Annotated in this window: 14 protein-coding genes; 4 read left to right on the top strand and 10 right to left on the bottom strand. The window is 71.6% G+C overall.

The features are described 5' to 3' along the window. Positions 1 to 18: 18 nt before the first annotated feature. The 6 genes from ACFYNU_RS30755 to ACFYNU_RS30730 form a co-directional block, all read right to left on the bottom strand. The gene (locus ACFYNU_RS30755; RefSeq protein ID WP_356592696.1) at positions 19 to 1,077 is read right to left on the bottom strand and encodes a hypothetical protein; all 1,059 of its coding nucleotides are present in this window, start codon (positions 1,075 to 1,077) and stop codon (positions 19 to 21) included. A gap of 28 nt (positions 1,078 to 1,105) precedes the next feature. Beyond that, positions 1,106 to 2,386: a TRAP transporter large permease subunit gene (locus ACFYNU_RS30750; RefSeq protein WP_356592694.1), complete on the bottom strand. Its 1,281-nt coding sequence runs from the start codon at positions 2,384 to 2,386 to the stop codon at positions 1,106 to 1,108. 4 nt (positions 2,387 to 2,390) lie between these two features. Continuing rightward, on the bottom strand, positions 2,391 to 3,014 hold the full coding sequence (locus tag ACFYNU_RS30745; protein WP_356592692.1) for a hypothetical protein: 624 nt from the start codon (positions 3,012 to 3,014) through the stop codon (positions 2,391 to 2,393). Then, complete coding sequence (locus tag ACFYNU_RS30740) at positions 3,011 to 5,140, bottom strand: hydantoinase/oxoprolinase family protein (protein ID WP_356592690.1); 2,130 nt, start codon at positions 5,138 to 5,140, stop codon at positions 3,011 to 3,013. Before ACFYNU_RS30740 ends, ACFYNU_RS30745 begins: the two co-directional genes overlap by 4 nt. A gap of 109 nt (positions 5,141 to 5,249) precedes the next feature. Further along, positions 5,250 to 6,866 (bottom strand): FAD-dependent oxidoreductase, encoded by a 1,617-nt coding sequence (locus ACFYNU_RS30735; protein ID WP_356592688.1) that lies wholly within the window; start codon positions 6,864 to 6,866, stop codon positions 5,250 to 5,252. A gap of 54 nt (positions 6,867 to 6,920) precedes the next feature. After that, positions 6,921 to 8,021 (bottom strand): LacI family DNA-binding transcriptional regulator, encoded by a 1,101-nt coding sequence (locus ACFYNU_RS30730; protein WP_356592686.1) that lies wholly within the window; start codon positions 8,019 to 8,021, stop codon positions 6,921 to 6,923. A gap of 184 nt (positions 8,022 to 8,205) precedes the next feature. Between ACFYNU_RS30730 and ACFYNU_RS30725 the strand changes: the two genes are divergently transcribed. After that, a complete protein-coding gene (locus tag ACFYNU_RS30725) occupies positions 8,206 to 9,177 on the top strand; it encodes an acetylxylan esterase (RefSeq protein ID WP_356592684.1) in 972 nt (323 codons plus the stop codon). A 24-nt stretch (positions 9,178 to 9,201) separates the two neighbouring features. Here the strand turns inward: ACFYNU_RS30725 and ACFYNU_RS30720 are convergent, their stop codons facing one another. The 4 genes from ACFYNU_RS30720 to ACFYNU_RS30705 all read right to left on the bottom strand — a co-directional run bounded on the left by ACFYNU_RS30720 (position 9,202) and on the right by ACFYNU_RS30705 (position 12,992). Continuing rightward, positions 9,202 to 10,164 (bottom strand): ABC transporter substrate-binding protein, encoded by a 963-nt coding sequence (locus tag ACFYNU_RS30720; protein WP_356592682.1) that lies wholly within the window; start codon positions 10,162 to 10,164, stop codon positions 9,202 to 9,204. Then, positions 10,161 to 10,835 (bottom strand): ABC transporter permease, encoded by a 675-nt coding sequence (locus tag ACFYNU_RS30715; protein WP_356592680.1) that lies wholly within the window; start codon positions 10,833 to 10,835, stop codon positions 10,161 to 10,163. Before ACFYNU_RS30715 ends, ACFYNU_RS30720 begins: the two co-directional genes overlap by 4 nt. Continuing rightward, a complete protein-coding gene (locus ACFYNU_RS30710; protein WP_356592678.1) occupies positions 10,832 to 11,518 on the bottom strand; it encodes an ABC transporter permease in 687 nt (228 codons plus the stop codon). The genes ACFYNU_RS30715 and ACFYNU_RS30710 overlap by 4 nt, the downstream gene beginning before the upstream one ends. 106 nt (positions 11,519 to 11,624) lie before the next feature. Beyond that, positions 11,625 to 12,992, bottom strand: a complete 1,368-nt coding sequence (locus tag ACFYNU_RS30705) for a PLP-dependent aminotransferase family protein (protein WP_356592676.1) — start codon at positions 12,990 to 12,992, stop codon at positions 11,625 to 11,627. Between the two features lie 123 nt (positions 12,993 to 13,115). Between ACFYNU_RS30705 and ACFYNU_RS30700 the strand changes: the two genes are divergently transcribed. The 3 genes from ACFYNU_RS30700 to cynS all read left to right on the top strand — a co-directional run bounded on the left by ACFYNU_RS30700 (position 13,116) and on the right by cynS (position 15,065). Then, positions 13,116 to 13,991, top strand: coding sequence for an alpha/beta fold hydrolase (locus tag ACFYNU_RS30700; RefSeq protein ID WP_356592674.1), 876 nt, complete (start codon positions 13,116 to 13,118; stop codon positions 13,989 to 13,991). A 29-nt stretch (positions 13,992 to 14,020) separates the two neighbouring features. After that, positions 14,021 to 14,485, top strand: a complete 465-nt coding sequence (locus ACFYNU_RS30695; RefSeq protein ID WP_356592672.1) for a hypothetical protein — start codon at positions 14,021 to 14,023, stop codon at positions 14,483 to 14,485. Between the two features lie 136 nt (positions 14,486 to 14,621). Next, positions 14,622 to 15,065 carry a cyanase gene (gene cynS / locus ACFYNU_RS30690; protein WP_356592670.1) on the top strand — a complete coding sequence of 148 codons (444 nt, stop codon included), beginning with the start codon at positions 14,622 to 14,624 and terminating at the stop codon, positions 15,063 to 15,065. The last annotated feature ends 51 nt before the right edge of the window (positions 15,066 to 15,116 follow it).

The raw sequence follows: 15,116 nt of genomic DNA, 5'->3' as shown, positions 1-15,116 counted from the left end.
CGGATCGGCGGCGCGGTGTCAGCCGCGCGCGACCGCGATCGAGCCCTGAAGCCGTTCGCCCGCCTCGTAGACCATGTACGGCACCCCGTTGTCGGTTCCGAAGCTCGGGGCGGCGCTGCGTCCGTTGTCCGGGGCGCTGTTGGCCGAGTCGTAGAACAGACCGAGGTGGGTGCGGCGGCTGAAGTCGTTGCCGACCTCGGTGATCAGCAGATTGCCGCCGTGCTCCTTGTCGGTGTTGTAGACGACGTATGTGCTGCCGTTCCGGCTCAGCAGGTGCGGGCCGCCGACGTTGTTCGCGCCGACGTCGGAGTGGCGGACGAGCGGCGTCCGGTCGAAGGTCCAGTTGCGGCCGTCGGCCGACCAGCCCCAGGCGATGTCACGGTGGTTGGACGTGTTGTTGAGCATGAACAGCATCACGTAGTGCGCGCCGCGCGAGGGCAGTTCGTGGGGGAAGACGCGGGCGTACGAGGTCTCGGTGCTGCCGGCCGGCATCATCGCGGTGGTGAGCACCACCTTGTCGTACGTGAAGGTGATGCCGTCCTTGGACCGGGCGAGCCGGGTCGTGCCGTTCTCGCCGTGGAAGTAGAGCCACAGCTCCTTGACGTCCGGGCGCCAGATGACGTGCGGCGAGGCGACGTGGCTGACCTGGTAGTGCGGCTGCCAGTTGTTGGAGACGACCGGGTTCGCCGTGTACTCGGTGAACGGCCCTTCCAGCGAGTCGCCGTAGGCCAGGCAGATACCGCCGGGCGCGTCGTGCGGTCCGTAGTAGAGGTAGTAACGGCCCAGCGGGTTGGCCAGTTTGTCGTAGACGCCCCGGATGCACGGGAAGATGATCTCGCCGGTGGGGTTGTACTTCAGCTGAGACGGCATCAGGAGTGTCTTCAGATACTTGTAGTTCGGAAACCCGCCGGGCGCCGCCGCCGGAGCGGGGGCGGGGGCGGGCGCGGCGGCGGAGCTGCCGGCCGCCGCGCCGGTGGCCATCACGCCGGAGGTCACGGCGGCGGTGGCCGCCGCCGCCCGCAGGAAGATCCGCCGGCCGGGGTTGCTCGGCCTGTCGTGCGCGTCGTGCTGTGTCATGTCGTGCTCCGTCCCGGGAGTTGAGAGATCACAGATAGGTGGCGGCGGTGACGCAGAATCCGCCGAGCGCGACGGCCCATACGTACGGCAGGGTCCGCAGCATCACCTGCTGCGGTGTGACCCCCGCGTACTGCGCGCTCCACACGGTCTGGGTGCTGGTCGGGTCCGACACACCGAAGACCTGGTTGTACGAGGTGGCGATGCCCAGCACCGCGACGGCCGGGTAGATGCCGGCGGCGATGAGGACACCGGCGATGCCCGCGCCGAGACCGTAGACGTTCAGCGGTCCCCGGTAGAGGCAGAGCGGTACGAGCAGGGTGAAGACGATGACGAACAGCACCGGATTCTGCGGGCTGACCGCCTTGATCAGCGGCTCCAGCGCCTCCACGGCGCCGGGCAGCTTCACCGCGGCGAGCAGGATGCCGATCGCGATGAACAGCACGATCGGTGCCGCCGCGATCTCGAAGCCGCCGTACAGGGTGCGCAGCAGCCGCTTGTTCATCTCGCCCGGCCGGGTGGTGGTGACCAGCGCGTACAGGACACCGGCCAGCATCGACGGCAGGATCGCGATGTCGAAGCCGAGGGCGAGGACGAGCGGTACGAGCGGGGTGAGCAGCGCGTACCACGGGGCGTCGCCGAGCTGCTTGCGGCGCGAAGTGGGCTTCGCGGACGCCGACTTGAGCGACCAGGCGTGTTCGACGCCGCGCCGCCGGGTCTCGATGAGGACGAACAGGATCGCGGCGGCCAGCGCGAACGGGAACAGCTTCAGCATGAAGCCGCGCACGGTGTCGACGGGCAGTTCCAGCGCGGTGGAGAAGAACTGCCAGATGGGCAGTTCGAAGGGCATACCGGCGGCGATACCCATCAGGATCGTGCCGGCCGCGGTGACCTTGGGGATACCGACCGCGACCATGGCGGGGATGCCGATGATGCCGGCGAGCATCGCGGCGGGCGCCGAGCCCGTGACCGTACCGACGAGGGTCGAGACGGCGAGGACGCCGAGCGCGACCACGACCGGGCGGTCACCGCCGAACTCCACGATCTTGCGGACGAGGGTGCCGGCGATACCGGTCTCGTCCAGGAGCTTGCCGAGCCAGGAGCCCAGCAGGATCGCGATCATCGTGGCGGCGAGCGCGGGGGCGCCCTCCTGGATGACCGTGTCCAGCACGCTGTTCTCGCCGGTCAGCGGGGCGCCCGCGAGGAAGGCGATGGCAACGGCCAGGATGACCAGGGCGAAGGCGGTGGGGAGCTTACGGGTGAGCATCGCGGCGACACCGGCCGCCATGACAAGAAGGATGACGACGCCCATGGCGTTACTTCTTTCTTCCGTGCGAGGTGCGTTGCCGCGCGTCGGCGGCGGTGGCCAGGGCGGCCGTCAGCAGGAGCGGGCTGCGGCCGAGACCGCAGACCGTGCGGGCGTGGGCGTGGGCGGCGATCTCGTCGGCGCCGGCGACATGGCCGTACAGGTGCCTGCGTCCCACGCGCAGCACGACATGGTCCAGTGAGCGCTTGAGGGCCGCCTTCGCCGGTCCGTGGTGGAGTTGCTCGTGGACGGCCTCGTGGGCGATCGCCGCCGCCCGCACGGACCCGGCCGGATACCAGTGCCGCCAGCCGAGCTGGTCGATCAGTTCCTCGGCGAGGGCCAGGCTGTCGGTGAACAGCTCGACGGTGGGGACCGGCCGCGAGGTGTAGCGGGCCAGCAGCCCCCGGTCCAGGCCGTCGTGGCTCTCCACGACGCGCGCCGTGCACGGGACGGGACCGAGCGCGGCGCCGAACTCGTCGGCGGTAAGCGCCCATTGACGCAGTCGGGCCGGGTCGCGGCTCTCGTGCGTGGGGGTGTTCGCGAGCAGCCGTACGCCGAACTCGATGTCGTCGGTCGCCGCCAGTTTCTCGATCGCGGCGCGCGCGGTCCGGTCGAGCAGGGCGGTGGCGTTCATGAGCGCACCTCCAGGACGGCGACGACCGGTTCGTCGGCGGCGCGTGCGCGCAGTTCGCTGCGGGCGAGCGCCAGCAGCGGCCCCGGGTCGAGTACGCCGGAGAGGTCGGCGATCCGGGAGCCGATGAGGAGCCGCAGGGCGGGGGCGCGGACGCCGCCGTCGCCGTAGGAGGTGGCTTCCTTCACCAGCCCGGCGAGGACTTCCGGCGCGCGGCCGACGGTGGTGGACTCGACGCGGGCGTCCGGCGCGTGGAGCCGTACGACCCCGTCGGCGTCCACGACGCGCACCGGGTGCCGGTCGGCGCGGAACCGGCGGTGGACGTCGGTGCCGTACACGGTGTGCGCGGCGGTGCCCGCGAGGACACGTACCGACGCCGGGTCGGCCTTGAGACTGTCGGCGGCGGCGCGCAGCCGTTCGGTGTCGTCGGCCCGGTGGGCACGGTCCTGTGTACGCAGCTCGGTGGCGCCGGTCGCGACGGCCCGCACGGTGCTGGTCTGCGGGTCGACGGTGACCTCCACCTCGACGCCGTCGGCGGCGGCGCCCTGGGCCACGACGGCGGCCTCGGCCTCGGCCCGTACGGCGAGGATCTGTTCCTGGCCGGCGCCCGGGATGATGCGTTCGACCTGTTCGCGGATGAGGGCGAGGGCGACGCCGATGGGGCTGATGACCTCGTTGTGGCGGGCGATCCTGCCCTCCTGGCCGGTGACGGCCGCGAGATGCGGGGTGACGGAGGCGGCGCCTCCGCCGCCTCCGACGAGCACGGCGGTGTCCTTGTCGAGGCGGTAGTCGCGGATCATCGCGTCGACCACGGTCCTGACCTGGCCGGTGCCCGCGTCCAGGAGCTGGGCAGCCGCCGTGGCGACGTCCGTGCCGAGCGCGGCGGCCAGGGGGGCTATCGCGGCCCGAGCGACGGCCGGGTCGCAGTGGGCGAAGTCCCCCTCGGGGACCCGGCCCAGCGCGTTGGCGGCGCAGGTCATGGTGATCGCGAAGCGTCCGCCCGCGGCGTCGAGCACCGCGTAGTCGGCCGGGTCGTCGTCCATCGGCCGGATCGTGGTGACCTTCGCGTCGCGCAGATCGTCCAGAGTGGCGTAACAGGCGTACGGCAGTCCCGCGATGTGCGCGCTGCGCGGTCCCACGCCGGTGACCTTCTCCCCGCCGATCCGGACCATCGAGCCGCCGCCGACGCCGACGGTCCTGACGTCGAGCGCCGACAGGTACGAGGTCTTGCCGAGGATGGTGGCGTGCCGGACGGCGACCTTGCCGCGCCGTACGACGCTGATGTCGGTCGACGTGCCGCCGGTCTCCAGAAACAGGCCCTCGCTGACGCGCTCCTGCATGAGCGCGCCGGCGACTCCCGCCGCCGGTCCGGACAGCACGGTCAGCAGCGGTCTGCGCCGCATCTCGTCCAGCGACATCACTCCCCCGTCGCAGCGCATCACCATCAGGGGCGCGGTGACGCCGGCCTTGGTGATGGAGGCGTCGACGAGGTCGGCGGTGGCGAGCATGCGCGGCAGGATCGCGGCGTTGACGACGGCGGTCCGGGTCCGCTTGTGGAGCCCGTACAGCGAGGTGATCTCGTGCGCGGCGGTCGTCGGCAGTCCGCGCTCCTTGGCCGCCGCGACGACGGTGTCCTCGCCCTCGGGGCGGTCGACGCTGAACGGCTGGCTGGCGACGACGACTTGGGCGCCCTGCTGGGCGACGGAGTCGACGGCGGCGCGTACGGCGGGCGCGTCGTCCGGGTCGGTGACATGGGCGTAGGCGAGCGGAAGCCGCTTGCCGGGGGTGAGTTCGAGCTTCCGGAAGGCGGCGAGCCTGCGGGTGAATCCGGCGCTCGGGCCGGATCCGACACCGATCAGACCGACCGTGGCGACGTCGCCCTCCAACAGGGCATTGGTAGCCTGAGTGGTGCCGTGGGCCAGGAAGGCCACGTCCTTCGGGGCGTGTCCGGTCTGCTCCAGCAGACGGTCGAGAGCTTCGACGATGCCGTGGGCGACGCCGTCCTCGTGGTGGTGGCTGGTGGGGACCTTGACCTGCCCCAGCAGTCGCAGGGTCGTGGCGTCTACGGCCACGGCGTCGGTGAAGGTTCCGCCCACGTCGATGCCGACGCGGATGCGGTGGGTGTTCATGGCTTGGGCACCTCCTTGTGCACAGTTGGCATGGTGCGGGCGGTAGGCCGGGCGGGGCAGGTGGAGCTGCTTCCGCCCGGCTGTCGCGCCCCGGTGTCGCCGGGTGTTGTCAGTAGCCGCGTACGTCGGGCCAGTGGCGCTGCACTCCTTCGCGGTCGAGCAGCCGGGCGAATCGGTCGAACCGCTTGTCCTCGGCCTGGACCTGGCGCGGTTCGACGCCCTCGGCGACGCAGTGCGCGGCCAGTGCGCCCGCGACCTCGCCGATGTTCCATTCCACCGGGTGGAGCCGGTAGCAGCCGTTGGTGATGTGGGTGGTGCCGATGTTCTTTCCGGCGGGCAGCAGATTGCGGACACGGCGCGGGATCAGCGCGCCGAGCGGGATCTCGAAGGGCACCGAGCCGATGTCGATGTAGTTGTCGCCGCCCGTCGAGGGGTGCAGGTCGATGCGGTAGTTGCCGACGCCGACGGAGTCCCGGTAGCGGGTGCCGCCGTACGGGCCCACGATGTCGATCGCGACGTCGTGCTCGGTGACGGTGGTGACGGCCTTGATACGGCGCGACTCGCGTACGTACGGCGCCTTGGCGAGCCCGTCGGCCGTACCGGTGACGTCGGGCCGCAGCCGCAGTCCGGGGAATCCCGTGCCGCCGTCGGCGCGCGGCGCCTCGGTCTGGAGCCAGTACAGGACCGAGAGCGACAGCTGCCGTGCCTCGGCGAGCGCGGCGGCCGACGTCTCCTCGCCGGCGCCGATCAGGGGCTTCAGCCAGTAGTCGTTGAGCGGCCAGTTGACGAGGGTGATGTCGGAGTCGAAGGCGCCGGGCCGGTGCAGCTTGCGCGCGAGGATCCGGCGGAAGCCGAACAGTTCCTTGTCGCCCGCGTCGGCGGACTGGTCGGCGGTGACGTCGAGCGGGTCGAGGTCCGGGTTGGGCACGAAGGTGCGCGGTACGGCCTCCAGGGTGCGCGGGTCGGGCGCGAGGAAACCGAGCAGCGGTCCGGGCCAGAAGTCCGGCTGGTAGGTGCGCCAGAAGTCGTAGTCGGCCGGCCGCTCGATGGTGTGGTCCTCGCCCTCGTGGTGGGAGAGCGCGAAGCACACCGTGATGCCCTGCTGGTTGAGCGGCTGCGCCTCGTCGGGGGCGTGCGGCTCGTCGAACTCGCTCCGTGCCTCGGCGCCGATCGCGTGCTCGACCCCGGCGAGTTCGAGCAGTTCGCCGGTCTCCGTCGCGTCGATGACGTAACGGGCGCCGATGGTACGGCGGTTGCCGTGCGCGTCGGTGAGCGTGACCGACCGTACGGTGTCGTCGTCGCCCGTCTCGGCGGCGACGGGGCGGTGCTCGGTCAGCAGGGTGAGCCGGCCCGACGAGCGGTGCGGCGCGAGCATCGCGTCCAGGACGGCGAGGGCCACGCGCGGCTCGTGGCAGAGCTTGCTGACGCGGCCCGCGCCCGGGTTGAGATCGGTGAGGGCCAGGGCCTCGGAGCGCAGTGGGTACCACTGACGGTAGTGGTCCCTGATGGACTCGCGCAGTGTGCGGTACGAGGCCGTGGTGCCGAACTGCTCGACCCATGGGTGCTCGTCCGGCGGGACGGCCTGGGAGGTGAGCTGGCCACCGATCCAGTCCGTCTCTTCGGTGAGGACGACGGTGCGTCCGGCCCGGCAGGCGGCGAGGGCGGCGGCGACGCCGCCGAGCCCGGCGCCCACGATGAGGATGTCGGGTGCGGATGCGGATGTCACGGGTCTCCTTGAGGTGCTGTGTGGTACTTGGTGCTTGCTGTGCTTCGTGAGGGGTCAGTGCAGTACGGGTGCCGCTCCCGCCGTCGTACCGGGCCGGAAGCCGCAGGCCACCAGCGGTTCCGTGGCCTGCTCCCCCGCCACCAGCGCGGCGAGCATCCGCACGGCGGCGGCGCCCAACTGCGGGCGGGGGATGTCGAATCCGGTGGGTGTCGGCCCGTCCGAGAGATCCGGCGGCGGGCTGCCGAGGAGGGCGAGCGAGGCGTCGCGCGGGCAGTCGATGCCGACGAAGTGGGCGGCGCCGTGCAGCGCGCGCCAGGCGTCGCCGGTGTCGGTCTCCTCGGCGACGAACGCGGTGACGCCGTCATCGAGCCAGCCGCGCAACCGTTCGGCGGTGAGGTCGTGCTCCGGGTCGGCGGACCGGAAGACGGCGGCGGGGCCGCCGGGCAGTCCGGCTTCCTCCAGGCCCTTGAGGAAGCCGTGTTCACGGTCGGTCGACGCCGGTGCCTCGTCGTCCTCCCGTACGAGCACGATCCGCCGGTGGCCGAGCCCGGCGAGATGGGAGACGACCTCCTTGCTGGCGCTGACGTAGTCGGCGCCGACCCAGGCCAGCCCCTCCAACTCGTCCCTGCGGCCGAGATGGACGACGGGGAAGCCGTCGGCGACCAGGCGGAGCAGTTCGTCGGCCGGGGCGTGCCGGCCGAGGAAGAGGCAGCCGTCGGCGAGCCGTACGCGGTTCAGCGCGTGCGGTCCGGCGGCCCCCGCGCCGCCGGTGCTGGAGCCGGTGAAGAGCACCAGGTCGTAACCGCGTGCCGCCGCCTCCCGCTCGACGCCGACGAGGAAGGGGTAGTAGGAGTGCTGCACGTCGGTCGGGAAGGTGGACGTGAAGCTGAACACCCCGAGCAGGTTGTTGCGCGCGGCGGCCAGCCGGCTGGCCGCCGGGTCGGGGACGTAGCCGAGGCTGCGTACCGCGTCGAGCACCTTGCGCCGGGTCTCCTCGGAGATCGTCGCGCCCTGCTTCCGCGCCCCGAGCACCAGCGAGACCGTGGCCTGCGAGACCCCGGCGAGCCTGGCGACCTCGGCCTGGCGCGGCCTGGACGTACGGCCCGTGGGTGCGGGGCTCCGGCCGGGCCGGGCCCGCTTCCTGGGTTCCTCCACCGTGTTCCTCCGGATCGTTAATGCGTATTAGTAATGCGCATTAACGAGTACTGTGGACCTCCGGCCGACGCGGGTCAAGAGATCGCCCAGACTTCGTCCGGAGTTCTTTCGCACTCTTCTTCGACCGGCGCCCGGACCGTACGGTGTGATCGTCCGCCCGCAGAAGCACGAGGTGATCCCGCACATGTCCCTGTTCGATCTGCCCATCGACGAGCTACGGAGCTACCGCAGCCGGTCCGTGGAACCGGACGATTTCGACGCCTTCTGGGCGACGACGCTCACCGAGGCCCGCACCCACGGTCTCGGCGCCCGGTTCGAGCCCGTAGCGACCGGGCTGTCGACCGTGGAGGCGTACGACGTGACGTTCGCCGGCTTCGGCGGCCACCCGGTCAAGGGCTGGTTCGTGCTGCCGGCGGGGACGCGCGAACCGCTGCCCGTGGTGGTCGAGTTCGTCGGTTACGGCGGCGGGCGCGGGCTGCCCCACTCGCGGCTGCTCTGGCCGTCGGCGGGCTTCGCGTACTTCGTGATGGACACCCGGGGGCAGGGCGCCGGGTGGGGCGGCAGCGACACCCCGGACCCGGTGGGCAGCGCGTCCGCGTTCCCCGGCTTTCTGACCCGGGGCATCGAGGACCCGCGCGAGTTCTACTACCGCCGGGTCTTCACCGACGCCGTCCGCGCGGTGGAGGCCGCCCGCTCCCATCCGCTGGTGGACGCCTCCCGCACAGCCGCGATCGGGCGCAGCCAGGGCGGCGGGATCACACTGGCGGTGGCCGGTCTGGTGCCGGACCTGGTGGCCATCTCCCCCGATGTGCCGTTCCTCTGCGACTTCCCCCGGGCGACGACGCTGACCGACCGGCATCCGTACCGGGAGGTGGGCAAATACCTCAACACCTACCGCCGCCGGGGCGAGCAGGTCCGGCGGACGCTCAGCTACTTCGACGGCGTGCACTTCGCGGCGCGCGGCCGGGCCCCGGCGCTGTTCTCGGCGGGGCTGGAGGACCAGACCTGCCCGCCGTCGACGGTGTTCGCGGCGTTCAACGCCTATCCGCACGAGGACCGGACGATCGAGGTGTACGAGTTCAACGACCACGAGGGCGGCGGGCCTTACCAGGAAGAGGCCCAACTGGCCTGGCTCCCGCCGCGTCTGACGGCCTGACAGGCCCTTGGTGACCGTGGTCGATTACCCGGCGGGGATCAGTCCCTTGCTCTTGAGGTAGTTCCGGGCGACGTCCTCCGGCAGCCGCCGCCAGCTGTCGACCTGCTCGTTCAGCGAGGCCAGATCCTTGGTCGTCAGGACGGTGCTGAGCTTGTCGAGCGCGTTCCGTACGCGTGCGCCGCCCGCCCGGGACCGATTGACGACGGGCACGATGTGGTCGGCGTTCTGGAGGTGCTTGTCGTCGGCGAGGATGACGAGGCCGAACTCGGCGAGTGTGCCGTCGGTGGTCGTGGTGACGAGCATCTGGTCCTGCCCGTTCTGCACGGCCCGCTTGGACGGGGTGGTGCCGAGTCCCTTGGGGTCGATACCGGTGAGGCGGATGCCGTACGTCTTCTTCAACCCCGGTGCGCAGTAGGGGCGTTGGACGCACTCGTCGCCCGCCGCCAGCCGTACGGGCAGCTTGGCGCGCCCGAGGTCGGAGAGCGTCCTGAGCCGGTGCTTCCGCGCGTACGAGACGCTGACGGCGTACGCGTTCTGGTCGACGGCGCGGCCCGGGGCCAGTACGTCGAGCCCGCGCCTGGCCGCCAGTTCACGCAGCGCCTTCATGGTGGCGGCCAGGTCCGGCGAGCCGACGGTTCTGGCGTCCGCCCCGTTGGCCTTGGCGTTCAGCCAGTCGGCGAAGGTCGCGGCGTACTCCGGCACGACGTCGATCTGCCCGCTCTCCAGGGCCGGTTCGTACAGCTCACGGTTGGTGACGGAGAGGATCTTGGTGCGGTAGCCGGCCCGGCCGAGGAGGAGCGCGTACATCCGCGCCAGCAGATCGCTCTCGGTGAAGCCGGCCGAGCCGATGGTCAGGTCCTTGCTGTCGCCGGGCGAGGCGGTGACCGTGCCCTGCTTCTCCAGGGAGGGACCCGTGGCGCAGGCGGCGGCCGTCAGGGCGAGGAGTACGGCGAGGAGCGGAGCCGCGGCCCGGCGGCGCGGGCTCATCCGGTGTCGCCTCTCACCCACCGGGGCGCCAGCCGCTCCGCCACCTCGAAGAGCCCTTCGACCAGCAGCGCGAACAGCGCGACCAGGAAGGCGCCCGCGACCACCATCGGCGTGGACGCCAGGTTGAAGCCCGCGGTGATGATCCTGCCGAGCCCGCCGCCGCCCACCAGTGCGGCGATGGTCGCGGTGGCCACGAGTTGGACGGCCGCGATCCGTACACCGGTGAGGATCAGCGGCGCCGCGAGGGGCAGTTCGACCCGCGCCAGCATCTGACGGCCCGTCATACCCATGCCCCGGGCGGCGCGTACGACATCGGCGTCCACGCCCCGTATCCCGACGTAGGCGTTGGTGAGCAGCGGTGGGATCGCGAAGAGGACGAGCGCGATGATCGTCGGCCAGTCGCCGTACTGTCCGATCGGGGTGAGGAGCAGCAGGACCAGGACGGCGAAGGTGGGGACGGCCCGGCCGACGTTGGAGATGTTGACGGCCAGGGCGCCGCCCTTGCCGAGGTGGCCGAGGACGAGTGCCACGGGCAGCGCGAGGGCGCAGCTGATGAGCAGACAGACGACGGTGAGGAAGAGGTGTTCGCCGAGGCGGTTCCAGATGCCGTCGGAGCCGGACCAGTGGGAGCCGCTGGTGAGCCAGGACCAGGCGTCGGAGAGGGTGTTCACGCGCTGCGCTCCCTCGGCCGTCGCGTCCAGGGAGTGAGCACCCGCTGGACGGCGAGGAGCAGCAGGTCGGCGAGGATCGCGATGATCACGCAGAGGACGGAGGCGGTGAGGACCTGCGCTTTGAAGAAGGTGTTCATCCCGGCGAAGATGAGATTGCCGAGTCCGCCGTACCCGACGATCGCACCGATGGTGACGAGGGAGACCGCCGAGACGGTGGCGATGCGCAGGCCGGCCATCGACGCGGGCAGCGCGAGCGGCAGCTCGACGGTGAGGAGCAGTCTGATCGGCCCGTATCCCATGCCCCGTGCGGCCTGCCGGGTCTCCTCGGGGACGGCGCGCAGCCCGGCCAGGATGTTCCGTACGAGCAGGGTGAGCGAGTAGAGGACGAGCCCGGCGATGACGAGCGAGGCGGACAGTCCGTACACCGGCAGCAGCAGCGAGAACATCGCGAGCGACGGGATCGTGTAGAGCACGGTGGTGATGCCGAGCACCGGTCCCGCCGCCCAGCGCCGGCGCCGGGCGGCGAGGGCGAGCGGCAGGGCGAGCGCGAGGCCGATGAGGACGGAGACGGCGGTCAGCTGGAGATGCTGGAGGACCGCGTCCCAGAGGATGTGCCGTCGGCTGGTGAGATAGGCGCCGCAGATCCAGTCGTTGTGCGCGAGGCAGTCGTCGGGTGCGGTCACCCGCCCATTCCAGCGCTGTTCCGGGCCGGTCGCGCGTGGGATTGGCCCGTACGGGATCGCGCCGGAGGGGCGGCCGACGCCCTGGGACCCCGCCCGCGCCCCGCCGTCACTCGGGCGCGGCGTCCTCCGGTGTGCCGCGCGCCAGTCCGGCGAGGAGGTCCAGGGCGTCGGTGAGCGTGCGGTGCGAGGGGGTGCCGAGGGCCAGTCGCACGGCGTTGGGCGCACGGCCGGTGCCCACGGTGAACGCGGCGCCGGGCGCGATGGCGATCCCGAGTCGGGCGGCGGCGGCGACGAACGTCTCGGCGCGCCAGTGGTCGGGCAGTTCCCACCAGCAGTGGTAGCCATGGGGATCGGCGCGCACGGTGAAGCCGGCCAGGCTCTCGGCCCTGATGCGCTGCCGTTCGATCGCGTCGGCGCGCTTGGCCCGGCCGATCGTGTCGGCGGTGCCGTCGGTCGTCCACTGGGTCGCGGCGTCGAGCGCGAAGCGGGACGTCGCCCAGGCTCCCGAGCGCAGGGCGGAGGCCAGGCGCTGTTCGAGACCGGGCGGCGCCACGGCGTATCCGAGGGTCAGGCCTGGGGCGAGCCGCTTGGACATGCTGTCCAGGACAATGGTGCGTTCGGGGGCGAGGGTCGCGAGGGGCGGCACGTCGTCGCGGAGGAATCCGTAGATGGCGTCCTCGATGACGTACAGCTCCAACGCCCGCATCGTCTCCACGAGTTGGGCCCTGCGCTCCGGCGGGATCGTCATGCCGAGCGGGTTGTGGAGCGTGGGTTGCAGATAGACGGCCCGCAGCGGCGGGGCGTCGGTCAGGGCCTCGGGCAGGAGTCCGTGCTCGTCCATGGCGAGCGGGACGAGGGTGATCCCGAGATGGGCGGCGATGCCTTTGACGACGGGGTAGGTGAACTCCTCGACGCCGAGGCGTTCCCCGGCCGGGACGCACGCGGCGAGAGCCGCCGCGATGGCCTGGCGGCCGTTGCCTGCGAACAGGACGCGCTCCGGTTCCGGTGTCCAGCCGGCGCGTGCGAGGAGGGACGCGGCGGCCTCCCGGGCGGCGGGTGATCCGGCTCCGCCGAGGGGCTGGAGGCTCACCGCGAGTACGTCGGGGCGGCCCAGACGCGCCAGTCCGGCGGCGAGCAGCCCGGCCTGCTCCGGCAGTACGGGGAAGTTGACCTCCAGGTCGACCCTGGCGTCGCTGGGCTCCGTGAGCGTCGGCTGCGGTCCGGGCGGCGCGGCGCGTACGAAGGTCCCCCGGCCCACCTCGCCGACGGCCAGTCCGCGCCGGATCAGTTCGCCGTAGACCCTGGCCGCCGTGGAGTTGGCGATGTTACGGCTCCGCGCGAACGGCCGCTGCGGCGGCAGCCGTTCCCCGGGGCGCAGCCGCCCGGCCCGGATGTCGGCGGCGAGCTGGTCGGCGATCAGACGGTAGTCCTCCACGGCGTTCCCTCCCGCGCCGCTCGTGGCGGTGCATTGCATGCGATCGACCTCAGTATTGCTCCGAGATCAATTTCAGTATTGCATCGAGATGATGCACCACTTAGCATCGAGAAGGCAAGTGGGACAGGGCACGGAGCCGAGCACCGGACGAGGGACGCGGGCATGAGCACCACGACGCTTTACGACATCACGGTCACCTACGACGACGCGGGGACGGCGGGCGGGGACGGCGAGGGGGACGGCGGTGACGTGCTGGTCCTCGTGCACGGCCACCCGTTCGACCGCTCCATGTGGCGGCCCCAGATCGAGACGTTCGCCGGCCCCGGGCGCCGGGTGATCGCGGCCGATCTGCGCGGTTACGGCGGGAGCACCGTCATACCCGGCAAGACGACCCTCACCACCTTCGCGTGGGACATCGCGGCGCTGCTCGACCGGCTGGGCGTCGGCCGTGTCGTGCTGGGCGGGCTCTCCATGGGCGGCCAGATCGTCCTGGAGTTCTACCGGCTCTTCCCCGAGCGGGTCAGGGCCCTGGTGCTGGCCGACACCTTCGCCGCCGCCGAGACGGAGGCGGGCAGGGCGGCCCGTAACGCGGCGGCCGACCGGCTGCTGCGCGAGGGCATGGGGCCGTACGCGGACGAGGTGCTGACGAAGATGATCACCCCGCACAACGCCGAGGCGCTGCCGGCGGTGGCCGGGCACGTACGGGACATGATGCGCGCAGCGCCGCCCGAGGGCGCGGCGGCTGCGCTGCGCGGCCGGGCCGAACGGCCCGATTACGTCGGCATGTTGGGGCGGGTGGCGGTTCCCACACTCGTCGTCGTCGGCAGCGAGGACACCTACACGCCGGTCGCGGACGCACGCGTGATGAGCGAGGGGATACCCGGCGCGACGCTCGCGGTCATCGAGGGAGCCGGGCATCTGCCGAACCTTGAGCGCCGGGCGGAGTTCGACGCGGCGCTCGGTGCGTTCCTGGACTCCCTGCCGCCCATTACCTCTCGGGTAATCGACCGATCCGGGACCTTCGAGAACCATCGGTGAGGTCAAGTCGCTTCCCCGAGGAGGAACCCATGAGTTCGTCGGATTCGTACCGTGTCCCCGCCCCGTCGCTGACGGCCGCGTCCGCCGGTTCCGGCGCCGTGGGCGGTGACACGGGCCTGTTGCGTCTGGCGCTGCGGCTCGACGCCGTCGCCACCGGCGCGGTGGGGGCCGCCGCACTGATCGGCTGCGCCCTGCTGGACTCGCCGCTGGGGCTGCCCGCCGCGTTCCTCGCCGGGATCGGCGCGTTCCTGGTGCTGTACGCCCTCCTCGTGGCCCGGATCGGCTCCACGCGGACACCGCGCCGTACGGCGGTGTGGACGGTGATCGGCAGCAATCTGGCGTGGTTCGCGCTCAGCGTGGTGACGGCCGCCGCGGGGTGGCTCGACCCGACCGGACTGGGCACGGCGATGATCGTGTTCCAGGCGGTGGCGGTGCTGGGATTCGCCGATCTCCAGCTCTACGGGCTGCGCAAGGCACGCAAGTCACTGTCCTGAACGGCCGTTCGCGAAACCGCGTGTCGGCGCCGTCGACCAGAGCTGCCGCGCCATTCCTGGCCTGTCTCTTCCCGGTGCCTCTCTCCTATGCTTTGGCCGCGTGCTACCAGGCCGCAGTCCGGGAATGGAGATGCACATGCTCAGCAAGCACGAAGCCGCCGAGGCCGTCCGTCAGGCCAAGGTGAAGACCGGGGTCACCTGGGCCCAACTCGCCGAGGCGGTGGGCAAACCGCTCGCCTGGACCACGGCGGCGCTGCTCGGCCAGCACCCGATGGGCAAGGACGAGGCCGCGACCGCCGCAGCGCTCCTCGAACTCGAGGACGACGCCGCTCTCGCGTTCCAACTCCAGCCGACGCGCGGGGCGTTGGACGCCGCCGTGCCGGTCGACCCGACGATCTACCGGCTGTACGAGGTCGTCCAGGTCTACGGTCCGACGATCAAGGAACTGATCCACGAGCAGTGCGGCGACGGCATCATGAGCGCCATCAACTTCCGGCTCGACGTCCAGCGCGTACCGGACCCGGCCGGAGACCGCGTGGTCATCACGATGGACGGCAAGTACCTCCCGTACCAGTGGTGACGGGAGGTACGTGACGGCCGGACGAGTCGGCGTCACGTACCACCGCGACGG

The sequence above is a fragment of the Streptomyces sp. NPDC006643 genome, from assembly GCF_042870175.1.
Taxonomy (GTDB): Bacteria; Actinomycetota; Actinomycetes; order Streptomycetales; family Streptomycetaceae; genus Streptomyces.
Note: the sequence above shows the minus strand (reverse complement) of the source record. Positions and strands in the feature narration are given on the sequence as shown.